The following is a 14,189-nucleotide window of genomic DNA, read 5'->3' as shown; positions in this document are numbered from 1 at the left end:
CTTTGATTGAAGAGTTGCGGTTGAAAAAGTTAAATAGAAAATCGCTTGAAGCTTTAATTCAAGATCAGCAATAAGAAGGTAAGGCCAGTTAGAATATATGTCTGTCATCTCGTCTAGGGACGAGACGGGTTCGAGTCCCGTCCAGACCGCTTAAATTTAAAAATGCCTTTCTTAATGGAAAGGCTTTTTTTTTTAAATAAGATTTTCATTTATGTTTTACGTTTATATTATTTATTCTAAAACTTTTGATGTTTACTACAAGGGCTTCAGTGAAAATATTCCTCAAAGACTATTGTATCATAATGAAAATAAAAGCAGATATACTTCAAATAAAGGTCCATGGGAGTTGGTTTACTCGAAGGTGTTTAATACTAAAAGAGAGGCTTTGATTGAAGAGTTGCGGTTGAAAAAGTTAAATAGAAAATCGCTTGAAGCTTTAATTCAAGATCAGCAATAAGAAAGGTAAGGCCAGTTAGAATATATGTCTGTCATCTCGTCTAGGGACGAGACGGGTTCGAGTCCCGTCCAGACCGCAATATTGGAAGAAGCCTTTCTTAATGGAAAGGCTTTTTTTTTGTATTTAACCGCAAAGTGCGCTAAGATTTACGAAAGGTTCGCAAAGTTTTTTTTAGCCACAGTTTATAAAGATTCTCCTTTGATTTAAATCCTAAGTAATATGTGGATAAATTTAACTATTAAGCTTTGCGAACTTTGCGTTTTACTTTTTGTGGACTTTGCGGTTAAGTCTTAATGGTCCAACTTTGGAATTTCAAACAATTGGAATTTAATTTTCTTATATTTAATGTGTAAAAAAGCATTGCATTAAACTCCAATGGAATATTCCGGTCAGAAATTAGATAAGTATTACATCAAAAAAGTAGATGCCGATAAAAAAAGCATTTACTGTCACCACGATTTGATGGGGGAGTTGTTTGTACCTACACATAAACACGATAAAGCACAGTTATTGTATGCTGAAGGAGATGTTGTTTTTGTAACGACCGAAACCAAAACCTATTTTTTACCGGCACGTCATTTTATCTGGATTCCGAGTGGAGTGGAACACAGCATTGAACCGAAGTCGGAAAATGTTACGATGCGAAACCTCTATTTTCCGGTTGAAAAAGACGAAAACGAGTTTTACAAAAACGAGGGAATTTATCCGGTCAATAATTTACTGCTTCAAATGATGCTTTTTACGAATCGATGGAATGGCGATCTTGAGAAAGGAACTCCAAACTTTACCATCGCCAAAGCTATAAAAGCGATTCTGCCTCAAATATGTACTACCAATTTGCCTTTGGGATTACCGCAGCCAAAAGACAAACGACTTGGAAAGATTTTACGTCATATCGAGAATAATCTGGGAGAGACTATTCTGTTTGCTGATGTAGCACATGAATTCGGATATAGCGAACGCTCTTTGTATCGCTTGTTTCAGAAAGATCTGGGGATGTCCTTCATTCAATATTATACTATTCGAAGAATTTTAAAGGCAATCGAGTTGTTATTAGAAAGAAAGCTTTCGGTGAAAGAGGTAGCTGAAGAAGTTGGATATAATAGTGTTCCAACGTTCAGTAACACATTTTTCAAGATTTTAGGACAAAGACCTTCCGATTACTTAAATGGTGAAGAGATTTTGGAGCAAAAGTAAATTTTTAACTCTTTAATAATCTGCTCAATCTGCGGAATCTGCGAGAGGGAAAAATAAAAATCGACTTAAATTCTTTAAAAGCTGCGTGAAAAATCACAATCCAAATCTATTTTGTAATAAATTGTTTTCCAGTGTTTTAATATAACGTTTTCGAAAAATCCGATTTTAACATTTGTCCGAAATGAATATGTTTTTGACTTTTTAGAATTATCAGTCAATGAGAAAAATGAAGGAACTTTGCAGCTTAAATTATTTATGTATTCATGTTCCTTAAAACAACAAATTCTACGAACGATTGTTTTCCTAAAATCCTGCTCTTATTTTTACTTGTATTAGCATTTAACGGCATAAAAGCGCAGGAAGTTCATTCGGTTTCACTGAAAGAAGCTTTGAAACTGGCCAAAGAAAACAACAAAAAAATCCTCAGATCTCAACTTGAGGTTACGCTCTCAGAGCAAAATATCAAAGAAAGAAAAGAACTCCGATTGCCGGATGTGCGACTAAGCGGTATGTATTCCAGAATCACTAATATTACCGAATTCAAAGGAAACGGGTTTTTAAACGGAAAAGAAGTTACAAAGGCGATTCCGGAACTCTATGAGGTGAATTCGACTTTTAAAATGCCAATCTACGCCGGAAATAAAATAAATAACGCCATCAAAATTGCCAATCAGGAGAGTGAAATTGCTAAAATAAAAACAGAAAAGGTCGAAAATGATGTCGAACTCGAAGTGGTGGCAAACTATCTGGCAATTTATAAGATGATGGAGCTGCAAAAGATTTTTGAAGAAAACATCAAAGAAGAGAAAAGCCGATTGAAAGAAGTACAGTCGCTTCGAAAACATGGGGCAGTGACTAAAAATGAAGTTATCAGGGCCGAATTACAGCTTTCGGATCGTGAATTAAATGCGCTTACAAATTCCAAAAACATAAAAATTGCGCTTCACGATCTGAAAACTCTAATTCAACTTCCGGAAAACGAAGAAATAGCGATCGATACGGCGGCCAGTTTGGATGAAATGAACGGTTTAGATCCGTATGATTTTTATCTGAATAAGGCTTTGAGTAATGAGGAGATGCGAATTGCTAGTCAGGAGCTGAATATTAGCAAAACAGAGCTGAAACTGGTTAAAGGGAATTATCTGCCAACGGTTCATTTTTTTGGGAACTATGGTTTTTATTATCCGAACTACAAATTCTTTCCACCCAATCCATATTTGTACACGCTGGGGCAAGTAGGGGTTGAGGCTGCTTTCGATCTTTCGTCTCTGTATAAGAACAAGACCAAAATAGACCAGGCAAACACCAAAATCAAATGGCAGGAAATGCAGTCTGAGATTCTGAAAGACGAAATTCAGGACAAACTTTTTAGAGAGCATACACAGTATCAGGAAATTCTTGAAAAGTTTGTTGTAGTAGATAAAGCTTTGGATTTGGCCGATGAAAATTACCGTATTGTAAAATTGAAATATATGAATCAACTGGTTTTAATTACCGAAATGGTTGATGCCGACAATGCTTTGCTTCAGGCAAAATATAATAAAGTTGCCACACGATTGGATGCGATTTTAAAGCATTACGAACTCTTGCGTACGGCGGGAATGCTTCCGCAGAGTTAGGTGTTAGATGTGAAGAGTATAGAGTATAGAGTGTAGAATATAGAGTATAGAGTTTGGGGTTTTAGTTCCGAAGAAACGATTTATATGGTAGCGCCGGATTTTAATCCGGTGGAGAATTAAGTTAAAAGAAATAGATTTTATGGTTAAGATTAAAAATGAAACTAGAAGAAACAGAACGTTTCATATTATAATAACAATTATTGCGTGTGTGCTTGTAATTAGCGGTGTTATTTTGGGAATTTGGTTTTATGTTTTCAACAGGAATCATGAGGAGACTAATGATGCTCAGGTCGAGCAATATGTAACGCCAATTATGTCGAGAATTACGGGTTATGTGCAGGAAGTTCGTTTTAATGAAAATCAGTTTGTGCACAAGGGAGATACTTTGGTTGTTATTGATAACAGAGAATATCAATCGAAATTGAATGTGGCTCTTGCCGATGTTCAGAACGCAAGACAAAATAGCCTGGTTGCCGAGAAAAATGCGGTAAACACAGCAAGTGCGACGGCTATTAATGAGGCGCAATTAGATGCTGCAAAATCGAATCTTTGGAAAACCAAACTAGAGTACGAAAGATACAGAGCTTTGGTAAGTGAAGAAGCGGCGACTTCTCAGCAATTAGAAAAAGTGAAGGCAGATTACGAGTCGGCACAAGCGCATTTTCAGGAGATGAAAAACAGAATCCATACTTCGGCTTTAAGTACTTCGGTGGCTGAAGCAAATGTGCCAACCACACAAACCAATATCGCTTCGAGACAAGCCACGGCAGATAATGCGGCTTTATTTCTTTCGTATACCATAATTACAGCGCCTTACGATGGATGGATTGGGAAAAGAACTTTACAGCCCGGACAATTGGTGAAAGAAGGTCAGTCTCTGCTTTCGATAGTAAGTAAGGAAAAATGGATTACGGCCAATTTTAAAGAAACGCAATTGCAATATCTAACCGTTGGGCAGCATGTCGAAATCAAAGCCGATGCGGTAAGTGATAAAACATTTATAGGAACAATTGCGTCATTATCGCCTGCGAGCGGAGCAAGATTTTCATTACTTCCTCCGGATAATGCAACCGGAAACTTCGTGAAAATCGAACAAAGAATTCCGGTTCGAATTCAGTTAAAGGATAACGACAAACAAACCGATTTTTTAAGAGCGGGAATGAATATTACTGTGATTGCAGCACACTAGAATGGAAGATAAAAGTATTTTTAAATCCTGGGTTCCAAAGTGGGCGATCATTATCATTTTGTTTGTCTGTCTTCTGCATTCTATGATTTTATTGGGGGTTTATACGTCAAATGTGACCTATGCGGCAAGTTTTCTCGATATTGAACCCGAAGACCTGCAGTTTGCTATGTGTGTTACTTACGGGACGCTGCTCGCGACCATTTTAATCGAAGCGAGGTTTTCTAGTTTTTTCCCTGCCAAAAATTACCTAATGGCGGTATATTCCTTGATTGGAATTACGATTATTTCCTCGGCCTATATTACCAATTTTTCGCTTTTTTTAATTATGAGAATTGCCGAAGGAATTTTGATGGCGCTTCCGGTAATTACGATTCGACAATTGTTGATCGAGCAGTTCAATTCTAAAAGTGCCATCATCATTGGTTTTTCGTTTTATTATGGAGCGTTGTTGTTGTCGACGCCTTTTATAATGAATATTGCGGTTTGGTTTCTGGATCATTACGACTGGAAATATATGCTGTATGTCTCCGGCGGATTACAGGTTTTGAACGTTTTTTTAATCTTAGTTACTTTTCGTGGGCACCGAATCACAAAGAAAATCCCGTTGTATCAAATCGACTGGATGAGTTATTTTTTGGTTTTAACTGCAATTCTTTGCGGTGCTTACTTTTTTGTCTATGCCGAGAAAAAATATTGGTTCGATTCTTCTCAAATGGTGCTTACGCTTATCGTTGCACTGATTTCGGGAGGGTTGTTTATCTTTAAGGAGCTTTTGGTAAAAAGACCTACTTTTAATTTTGAAGTTTTTAAATATGCTAATCTGCGCATTGGTTTTTTATTGTTCTTCCTTTTCTACATCAGCAGGGCAACGCTGAGCCTTTGTCACTCGGCGATGTATTCAATTTGGAATTGGGATCCGTCGCGTGTAGCGGGCGTGCAATACATTAACGGACTAGGAAATGTAATCGGACTTGTTCTGGCGGCTTTTTTTCTGATGAGGTCCGTTTCGACCAAAATCATTTTTATCATTGGCTTTTCGCTTATTGCGTTGTTTCATTTTTGGTTTACGTTTCTTTTTGTGCCCGATGTGGCGTTGTCGGATATTATCATTCCGTATGTTTTGCAAGGCATTGGAGTGGGATTTTTATTTGTTCCGTTAATATTGTTTACGACTTCTTCGGTTCCTTCAAAAATGGCGGCTTCTTCTGGAATTGTGGGGGTCTCGGGACGTTTTTGGGGAAGTACCATTGGTTTTTGCGTGATGCAGAATGCGACCGTATTTTTAAACAAAAAACACTTTTTAAAACTCAGTCAGTTTGTAACAGGCGATAACCCCGAAGCACAGCAAACGATTGCCGCAACAACACAGAGTTTTATCGCCAAAGGATATTCGGCAGACAATGCCAATGTTTTAGCCATGAAAAAGATCTTCGGAACCGTTACCAAACAAGCCACTTTACTGGCCGATATGGAGATTTATACCATTATGGGCTATAGTCTTTTGGTTTTGATCTTTCTCATTGCCTGCAATCAGCATTTAAGACAAACGATGACTTTGGTGAAAAGTAAAATCTGGATAGGCTAAGGGTTTTGAGTTATGAGTTATGAGTTATGAGTTGTGAGTTATGAGTTGTGAGTTGTGAGTTATGGGTTTTTTTGCGCAAAGTTTCTACGCAATCTTGTCATTCCGACGGAGGAGGAATCACACAAGAAACTCCGCTCCAATTGTCGCCAATCTTTGTTGAGTTACAAGTGCGATTTGCTTCGCCTGTTCGCTATCGCTCGAGTCTCGTTCCTCGAAAGGACAAGCTGTACGTGAAAAATAATAAATGATACAAATAGCCTCCTGCTTTAGCTGGAGGTTTTTTTATGATTTGAAGGAAAAGGCTTTAGCCGAATGATCTTTATTTTAAAGGAAAATCAAACAATTCTTTAGGTTCAATATCTAAAGCATTGGCGATTTTTACAAGAGTTCTTATACCTGTATTTATTTCTGCTCTTTCTATTCGGCCTATTTGATTTCTTGGAATATCACAATCGTTAGCTAAATCTTCCTGTGAGATACCTTTTTTTTCACGTAGTTGCTTTATGTGAATGCCAAGATTTATTATAAAAGTTTCTTCTGAAATATCCATATTTCAAAAGTCATAAGATTTATTTTTTGTTTTGACACAAATTTGTGTCAAAATTATTATATTTGAAAAAAATAAGATTATGGCTACAGAAGGTGTTTCGAATGATGTTGAAACTAGATTAAGAGATTTTTTTAAGGATTTTATCGAACCTAAAGATATGGCGAGAATGTTACGACAGGTAAATTATGCGCTGTCGCTATCTTCCATGCGAGGGTGCGAAACCATGGAATCTGAATTACCTTATATCGATGATAATTTTTATTGGCTGAATAAATTAGCGGAGATTTTAGATCCTTATTTGGATGTGGAGTGAAAAGAAAATTATGCTTTAAGGGTCTTTATTTTTGTGAAGAGATAAACTAAAAAAATGCAAAAATCTCATAATGTAGAGACTTTTGCATTTTTGAGAGTATTTAAGAATTCTTTACTACCTCTAGATTCTCCGTCATTGAGATTAATTTGAGACGTAAATTTAGAAAGATATAGGGGGTATTGTGATCTGATTTATTTAACAAAGTAATTATTTTTTAAATACTTTATTAAGGCGCATAGTATAATTATTGAAAAGCATAGTACGCTTAAAATCAATAGGTAGTCAGTGAATTTGTTGTCTATTTCAAGTGCTTTTGAAACAAAAAAGATTATTATTGAGAATGTGCCAGTTATTCTCAGGAATAATCTTATTCGGTTCTGATTCTTATTCATAAAAGAAAATTATTGGTTTCTAGGTGTGTTTTGATCGTCATTCCCACGTGGTCCCATGTATGGTTCTTGCCAAATTTGCAATGTAGGGCTTCCTCCTCTATTTGTTTTAATATATCCTGTATATGATACAGAATTTGTACTATTAAGGCTAAAAGAACCTAAGCCGACTGAAGTTGAAAATTGACCAATCGCTTCAAAAACTATCATATTACCATAGGAGGTTATGTTTACTGCTGTCTGAGAGTAATCCCCTGCCATATCATAGCCATATTTGTAGGTTGTTACGGAAGATTCGGTAACATTTCCATTAGCGTCTAAATTGTAATCGATTCTTACAGCAATATTTGCTGCGGGAAAACTATTGTCAAAGTATAGTGTAGAAGAATATTTGTATGGAGGATCGTCGTTAGTCGAGGTGTTTTTACTTGTCTGATTGTTTTTTAAATTATCATATAGTATTTTTCTCCATTTCTGCGACCCTAAATTGTCTTCCTTAGAAATGTCATTTGAGCTTATTATTTTAGAACTCTCAAAATTAGTTTTAAGTGATTTTAGTATAACTTCTAATTCTTGTGAATTTGATGTATTATAGTTTGGTTTCTTATAGTTTGGTTTCTTAGTATTTGAGTTTTCTAAAGTGAAGCCATAAGTTTCAGCTAAAATTTTAATTTGGTTTTCTGAATTAACTTGTTTATTCGTGTCTTCGATTTGGTTATCATTGTCACAGCTTGTAAAAACTATAATTAAAGCGATAGCAGGTAAAAAAGTCTTTTTCGTAAGATTAATAATTCTCTTAGTGTTGAGTAACTGTAGATTCATAAAAAAAAAGTTTTAAAGTTAAGGTTAATAAGTGTTTGCGAAAGTAAGATTTTTTTTAATTAAAAAGTATAAAAAATGAGATGATGATACACTTATGTATTTTACATCGGTTTGTGTATTAAATATAGGATGCTTAGTGTTTATTTTGATAAAGTAAAGTCGTAAAGTTTTCAGATAGAAATTACTTTTTTATCGATAGGTATTTTGCACCTGATCGCTTTTAGAGGGGGATATTTTTAAAAACAAAAAAGCTTCTGATTTCTCAGAAGCTTTTTTTCGGTGCGGATAATAGGACTCGAACCTACACGCCTTGCGGCACCAGATCCTAAGTCTGGCATGTCTACCAATTTCACCATATCCGCGGCTATTGTGGGTGCAAAGATAGACATACTTTCGAATATTCAAAGAAAAAAAATGAAAAATTTCGAAAAAAATATTAATTCTCTTTTTTGTACTTTTGGATTTCTATAAAAATAATTTAAATGGAAAATATTAAGTCCTACGTTCAACAACATAAAGATCGGTTTATCAATGAATTGATCGAATTATTAAAGATTCCGTCGGTAAGTGCCGACACTGCATACTCCCAAGATGTTATTGATACTGCCGAAGCAGTAAAAGAAAGTTTATCGAAAGCAGGCTGCGATTTTGTCGAAACTTGCGACACTCCGGGGTACCCAATTATTTATGGAGAGAAAATAATCGATCCAAATTTACCAACGGTTCTGGTTTACGGACATTATGATGTTCAACCGCCAGATCCATTAGAATTATGGACTTCACCACCTTTTGAGCCTGTGATCAAAACGACAGAGATTCATCCTGAGGGAGCGATCTTCGCTCGTGGTGCCTGTGACGACAAAGGTCAGATGTACATGCACGTAAAAGCGTTGGAATACATGGTTCAGAACAATGTATTGCCTTGTAATGTAAAATTCATGATCGAAGGGGAAGAAGAAGTAGGTTCAGCAAGTTTAGCGTGGTTTGTAGAACGCAATCAGGAAAAACTGAAAAACGACGTGATCTTAATTTCTGATACAGGAATGATTTCGAATCAACAACCATCAATCACGACAGGTTTAAGAGGTTTGAGTTATGTTGAGGTTGAAGTTACAGGACCAAATCGTGATTTACATTCCGGTTTATATGGTGGAGCTGTAGCGAACCCAATTAATATTCTAGCCAAAATGATTGCTGCGCTTCACGACGAAGACAATCATATTACGATTCCTGGGTTCTACGATAAAGTACAGGAATTATCTCTTGAAGAAAGAGCCGAAATGGCAAAAGCGCCTTTCAGCTTAGAAAAATATAAGAAAGCCTTAAATCTAAACGATGTTTACGGTGAAAAAGGATATGTAACGAATGAGCGCAACTCTATTCGTCCAACTTTAGATGTAAACGGAATCTGGGGTGGATATACCGGTGAAGGGGCTAAAACGGTTATCGCGAGTAAGGCTTTTGCTAAGATCTCGATGCGTTTGGTTCCGGGTCAGGATTGGGAAGAAATCACAGAACTTTTCACTAAGCATTTTACAAACATTGCTCCGGCGGGAGTTACGGTAAAAGTAACGCCACACCACGGAGGTCAGGGTTATGTAACGCCAATTGACAGTATTGGATATCAGGCGGCCAACAAAGCCTATACAGAGACTTTTGGAGTGCCTGCAATTCCGGTTCGTTCAGGAGGTAGTATTCCGATTGTAGCTTTGTTTGAAAAAGAACTAAAAAGTAAAACCATTTTAATGGGCTTCGGATTAGACAGTGATGCCATTCACTCGCCAAACGAGCATTTTGGAATCTTCAATTACTTAAAAGGAATTGAGACTATTCCGTTGTTTTACAAATATTTTGTAGAGCTTTCGAAGTAATTTAACCGCAAAGAACGCAACGATTTACGCTAAGTTCGCTGTTTTTTTGGTTCGCTAAGACGTAAAAGTTAAATCTTAAGATGTAAAATCCGTTCAGAAATGAACGGATTTTTTTATGGGTGTTTCTGCCGTGGCGGATGGGCTTTCGGCTAAAGCCAATAAATGCCTGTATTTCTTTAATCTCCAGCTAAAGCTGGCGGCAATTCAGATTTTGTCTCTCTGCACCTCTGAACCTTTACCACTTTGAACCTCAAAAAATAAACCCTCAGAACCTTAGTATCTTAGAATCTCAGCACCTTTCAAAAAAAAATCTTGCATATTAAAAAAATAACTCTACATTTGTAGAACAACATCTATAATTGTAGAATGAAAATAATCAAATGAGACAACTGGTATTCTTGTTATTTTGTGGAGTAATGCTTTTAGGATGCAAAAGCAAACCGATCAATCAGATTGTGGATAAGAAAAGGGAAGGTACCTGGATTGACAATTACAAGCAAGACAGTACAGTTTATAAATCGTTTGAATATTACAAACACGACCAGCCAATAAAAAAGTGGAAATCATATATCAACGGAAAAATTTATAAAACAGAGAAATATAAAAATGGAAGCTGTCTCGTAAAGTATTATTACGAAAACGGAAAACTACAATCCAAAGGAAAAACAAAAATCGAAGTCAATTCGGTAGAAACGCACTGGTTTTATTTTGGTGATTGGAAGTTTTATTCGGATAAAGGGAAATTAGTCGAAGTTAAAAAATACGATAACGGTGAGTTGATTTCGGAACGGATGGTGGAGTAGACAGAAGAACAAAGAACAAAGAGAATAGAATAAAGATTATAGAATTAGTGTGGCATGCAGGGGAATCATTGAAATCATTTCAATCCGTGGCAAAAAAAACTCAGCAACTTAGTAACTCAGAACCTTAGCACCTTAAACAAATGCAATTATCAAACTCAGAAGAACAATTAATGGAGCATCTCTGGAAGCTCGAAAAGGCTTTTATGAAAGATTTGCTCGAAGCGTATCCGGAGCCAAAACCGGCAACAACAACAGTTGCGACGCTTTTGAAACGAATGATTGACAAAAAATTCGTAGCCTATAATGAATTCGGAAATTCAAGAGAATACTATCCGTTAGTGAAAAAAACAGCTTATTTCTCTAAGCATGTCAACGGGTTAATTAGTAATTTTTTTAATAATTCGGCTTCTCAATTTGCTTCGTTTTTTACAACGGAAACCGATTTGTCAACATCGGAATTAGAAGAACTCAGAAAAATAATTGATTCACAGATTCAAAAAAAGAAAAAATGATAAGCTATCTTTTAAAATCGGGAATACTGCTTTTGATTTTTTATGCAGTATATAAAATGGTATTGGAAAACGAAAAAATGTTTCGTTTTAATCGTGCGTATTTGCTGGTGAGTTTGGTTTTTAGCTTTGTAATTCCGTTGCAAATTATCTCGATTGGATCTTTTGTTACAGATAGAATTGGGTTGGTTCAATTGAATGAACTGGTACTCGAGAGAAGTACTGGACGGCTTAATACAATCTCGGCCAATGACTTTCTGTTGGTTTTGATTGTAGTGCTTTATGGTGCTGTGTTTTGTATGTTGATGGCTCGCTTTGTATGGAATTTTATTTCATTTTTTAAGAAAACACAGAGCAATGAGATACAGTTTGTAAATGGACAAAAGATCGTACTGGTTCAGGAAGGGGGCTTGCCGTACTCTTTCTGGAAATCAATTTTTGTTAATAAAACAGAATTTGAAAATGGTAAGATTCCATCAGAATTAATAGTACACGAAAACGCACATTTAAAGCAAAGGCATACCTTGGATGTTCTTTTTATTGAGCTGCTGCAGATTGTTTTTTGGTTCAATCCGTTGCTTATTCTTTATAAAAAAGCAATTAAACTGAATCATGAATTTCTGGCCGATGAAGCTGTAAATGTTCGATTTAGAGAGGTTAAAAGCTATCAATATTTATTGCTTGATTTTGCTTCCAATAAAAATACGGTTGCTCTGGCGAGCAATATCAATTATTTAATAACTAAAAAACGTTTACTTATGATGACCAAAAAAGAATCTCCGATTAAAATTGTGTGTAAAGTATTTACTGTAGGTGCAATTTATGCCTTGTTATTGTTTGTTTTTAGTACAAAAACAATGGCTCAAAAACCGCCAATCAAAGGCGATATCAAAGAGAAAGATCTTTATGTTCTGGAAGATGTCGAGAAATTGCCTGAATATCCAGGGGGCATGACAGCATTTTATAAGTTTATAGGGAAGAATTTCAAAATGCCGGCGGCAGTTGGAAAAAGTAAAATTGAAGGAAAAACATATATGGAATTCACTATTGAAAAAGATGGTAGTCTTTCGGATATTAAAACAATTAAAGACTCCGGTTATGGGATAGGGAATGAGATTATCCGTGTCCTGAAGCTTTCGCCAAAATGGACTGCTGCAACGCAAAAAGGAAAAGCGGTTAGGGTGATGTACAGTTTGCCAATTACAGTTCAGGCTGAGAAATAGGTTTTTTTAAAGGGACAGAGGTTCAAAGGTACAAAGGTTCAAAGGTGCAGAGGGGTAAAGGAGTTAAAGATTTTCTTTTGAATAGAATAGCCTCCAGCTTTAGCTGGAGGTTTGAATAATGAGGTGAGTGGCTTTAGCCAAATAAGTTTAGGATTTGAATTTTGTTTTTCTGTACCTCGCACCTTTTCAAAAAAAATCCGCTTCCAGAACCTGAAAGCGGATAAAATAAAAAACTAAAAAAAAAAATTCTAAAAAACAAACAATCCAGATCTTAGAACAAATCCGGATTATATCCAAAATAGGGCATTTTTTGTTCGTTAAAAATAACCCCATATTCTTCTAACTCGTTTAAAATAGGCAGGTATACTTCTTTTTTTATCGGAAGCTGTACGCCGGGAGTTGTGATTTTTCCATTTAAAATTAACAGCGTTGCCATTGCAACCGGCAACCCCACAGTTTTTGCCATGGCGGTATAAGTTTGGTCGTCTCCAATACAAACCATTTTGGAGTCAATTTGTTTTTTCTCTCCATTGAGCTCATAACCAAATTTATGGTACATGACAATCATGTCTTTATCATCTGGTTCTAAAGACCAGCTGTCGGATAATATTTTTTCTAATATCTGTGCAGGAGTGGCATTAGGCAGGTTTACTTTTTTGTTTGGATTAAAAAGATCAAGCTCTAAAAGTTTGTCCCACATAATGTCGTCCTGATCAATTTTTAAGATCAGACGGGTTTTGATTTCTGCCGAATCGGTTGGGTGATACGGTAAAAAAGAATTTACGAATTGACGGTAACTCATGTTCTCAGAATCTTCCATGATGTAGCTGTCGTCTGTCATGCCCAATTGTACAAACATATTCCATGCTTTCGAGAAGCCAACTCTTCTAATGGTTCCGCGATACAAAGTCAGGACATTGTCTAAACCGTAAACCGATTTATATTTAAGAGAATCGCGATTGGAATAGGCTTCAAATTTTCCGTAGCCTTCGACTTCCAGAAATTCGGTACGACGAAATAAGGCGCTGTACGGAATGTATTTATAAGTGCCTTCCTGAATGAATTTTGCAGCACCACCCTGCCCGGCCAGAACTACATTTCGGGGAGCCCAGGTAAATTTATAATTCCATAAATTATTGTCGGATTCAGGAGCTACTAAGCCGCCGCAAAACGATTCAAAAAGCAGCATTTTTCCACCTTTGGCTCTGATTTCGTCAATAACTTTCATGGCACTCATGTGATCGATCCCAGGATCAAGCCCGATTTCGTTCATGAAAACCAGATTGTTTTTCTTTGCTTCTTCGTCAAGAGCCTGCATGGCATCACTGATATAAGAAGCGGTAACCAGGTGTTTTTTGAATTCAAGACAATCTTTTGCGATTTCGATATGTAAATGAGCAGGCAGCATCGAGATTACTATAGAAGCTTTTTCGATGGCTGCTTTTCGTTCTTCAGTATCAAAAATATTTAAAGCAATTGGAGTGGCATTAGGATGTTTCTGTGTTTTCTTTTCGGCTAGGGCCAAAGAAAGATCTGCTACAACGAGGTGTAGGTTTTCGCTTTCTGATTTTGCCAATAAATAACGAATTAAGGACGATGCAGATCTGCCGGCTCCAATGATTAAAATGCTTCTCATATTTTATATTTATAACACAAATATAT

The 14,189-nt window shown here is 36.2% G+C and carries 13 protein-coding genes and 1 tRNA gene; 10 read left to right on the top strand and 4 right to left on the bottom strand.

The annotated features are described in order from the left end of the window. Positions 1-211 precede the first annotated feature (211 nt). The 5 genes from JO950_RS18475 (at position 212) to JO950_RS18455 (ending at position 6,047) form a co-directional block, all read left to right on the top strand. Entirely contained in the window at positions 212-457 is a 246-nt protein-coding gene (locus JO950_RS18475) for a GIY-YIG nuclease family protein (RefSeq protein ID WP_202703954.1), read from the top strand. 375 nt (positions 458-832) lie between these two features. After that, positions 833-1,654, top strand: coding sequence for an AraC family transcriptional regulator (locus JO950_RS18470; RefSeq protein ID WP_017494712.1), 822 nt, complete (start codon positions 833-835; stop codon positions 1,652-1,654). Positions 1,655-1,917: 263 nt separating this feature from the next. After that, complete coding sequence (locus tag JO950_RS18465) at positions 1,918-3,273, top strand: TolC family protein (RefSeq protein ID WP_202703953.1); 1,356 nt, start codon at positions 1,918-1,920, stop codon at positions 3,271-3,273. A gap of 139 nt (positions 3,274-3,412) precedes the next feature. Then, on the top strand, positions 3,413-4,462 hold the full coding sequence (locus JO950_RS18460; RefSeq protein ID WP_202703952.1) for an HlyD family secretion protein: 1,050 nt from the start codon (positions 3,413-3,415) through the stop codon (positions 4,460-4,462). Next, entirely contained in the window at positions 4,449-6,047 is a 1,599-nt protein-coding gene (locus tag JO950_RS18455; protein ID WP_237732388.1) for an MFS transporter, read from the top strand. The genes JO950_RS18460 and JO950_RS18455 overlap by 14 nt, the downstream gene beginning before the upstream one ends. Positions 6,048-6,366: 319 nt before the next feature. Here JO950_RS18455 and JO950_RS18450 read toward each other — a convergent pair whose 3' ends face one another. Further along, positions 6,367-6,597, bottom strand: coding sequence for a helix-turn-helix domain-containing protein (locus tag JO950_RS18450; RefSeq protein ID WP_202703951.1), 231 nt, complete (start codon positions 6,595-6,597; stop codon positions 6,367-6,369). A gap of 79 nt (positions 6,598-6,676) precedes the next feature. Between JO950_RS18450 and JO950_RS18445 the strand changes: the two genes are divergently transcribed. Then, complete coding sequence (locus tag JO950_RS18445) at positions 6,677-6,910, top strand: hypothetical protein (protein WP_202703950.1); 234 nt, start codon at positions 6,677-6,679, stop codon at positions 6,908-6,910. 401 nt (positions 6,911-7,311) lie between these two features. On the opposite strand, the gene JO950_RS18440 is transcribed toward JO950_RS18445, so the two are convergent. Together JO950_RS18440 and JO950_RS18435 are read right to left on the bottom strand one after the other, a co-directional pair. After that, positions 7,312-8,121 carry a hypothetical protein gene (locus tag JO950_RS18440; RefSeq protein WP_202703949.1) on the bottom strand — a complete coding sequence of 270 codons (810 nt, stop codon included), beginning with the start codon at positions 8,119-8,121 and terminating at the stop codon, positions 7,312-7,314. A 280-nt stretch (positions 8,122-8,401) separates the two neighbouring features. Further along, positions 8,402-8,483: transfer RNA gene (locus tag JO950_RS18435), tRNA-Leu, on the bottom strand. 120 nt (positions 8,484-8,603) lie between these two features. Here JO950_RS18435 and JO950_RS18430 point away from each other — a divergent pair. The 4 genes from JO950_RS18430 to JO950_RS18415 all read left to right on the top strand — a co-directional run bounded on the left by JO950_RS18430 (position 8,604) and on the right by JO950_RS18415 (position 12,527). Continuing rightward, on the top strand, positions 8,604-9,992 hold the full coding sequence (locus JO950_RS18430; protein ID WP_017494733.1) for a dipeptidase: 1,389 nt from the start codon (positions 8,604-8,606) through the stop codon (positions 9,990-9,992). A gap of 380 nt (positions 9,993-10,372) precedes the next feature. Further along, a complete protein-coding gene (locus tag JO950_RS18425; RefSeq protein WP_202703948.1) occupies positions 10,373-10,795 on the top strand; it encodes a hypothetical protein in 423 nt (140 codons plus the stop codon). 140 nt (positions 10,796-10,935) lie between these two features. After that, positions 10,936-11,307: a BlaI/MecI/CopY family transcriptional regulator gene (locus tag JO950_RS18420; RefSeq protein ID WP_017494735.1), complete on the top strand. Its 372-nt coding sequence runs from the start codon at positions 10,936-10,938 to the stop codon at positions 11,305-11,307. Next, positions 11,304-12,527 (top strand): M56 family metallopeptidase, encoded by a 1,224-nt coding sequence (locus tag JO950_RS18415; protein ID WP_202703947.1) that lies wholly within the window; start codon positions 11,304-11,306, stop codon positions 12,525-12,527. Before JO950_RS18420 ends, JO950_RS18415 begins: the two co-directional genes overlap by 4 nt. A gap of 271 nt (positions 12,528-12,798) precedes the next feature. On the opposite strand, the gene JO950_RS18410 is transcribed toward JO950_RS18415, so the two are convergent. Then, a complete protein-coding gene (locus tag JO950_RS18410) occupies positions 12,799-14,163 on the bottom strand; it encodes a saccharopine dehydrogenase family protein (RefSeq protein WP_070906025.1) in 1,365 nt (454 codons plus the stop codon). Positions 14,164-14,189 lie beyond the last annotated feature (26 nt).

It is taken from the genome of Flavobacterium sp. UGB4466 (assembly GCF_903469665.1).
GTDB lineage: Bacteria > Bacteroidota > Bacteroidia > Flavobacteriales > Flavobacteriaceae > Flavobacterium > Flavobacterium lipolyticum.
Note: the sequence above shows the minus strand (reverse complement) of the source record. Positions and strands in the feature narration are given on the sequence as shown.